This is a genomic window from Aureimonas sp. SK2 (assembly GCF_029813115.1).
In the GTDB taxonomy this organism is placed as follows: Bacteria; Pseudomonadota; Alphaproteobacteria; order Rhizobiales; family Rhizobiaceae; genus Aureimonas.
The window spans coordinates 1-321 of record NZ_JAPZDS010000081.1 but is presented as its reverse complement, the minus strand read 5'-3'; the positions used below and the strand labels follow the sequence as shown (position 1 = coordinate 321).

The 321-nt window shown below is 57.9% G+C and carries 1 pseudogene; it reads right to left on the bottom strand.

Features of this window, described 5'->3' with window-relative positions:
• Window positions 1-242 (bottom strand): annotated as a pseudogene (locus O5O54_RS22300) (transposase); the annotation flags it as partial.
• Window positions 243-321: the final 79 nt, after the last annotated feature.

Sequence of the window (321 nt, the reverse complement as noted above, 5' to 3'; positions counted from 1 at the left end):
CAGCATCGCTTTGTCGAGGCTAAGGTCCGCGACAAGCCGCTTCAGCTTGGCGTTCTCTTCTTCGAGCTGGCGCAGACGCCGCATCTCGGACGGCATCAGTCCTGCATACTTCTTGCGCCAAGCGTAGAACGTCGCCTCGCTGATCCCGGCCTTGCGGCACACCTCGCCGACGCTCGTGCCGTCCTCGGCTTGCTTCAACACGAACGCTTGTCTAGCGCCTCGGAAAACTTCGACCTCTTCATTCCAAGCTCCTCTTCCTGGCCATCCTTCATAACTGGAATTTTCCAGCTCAAAACGGTCCAGGAAACAGGCAGCAGATCA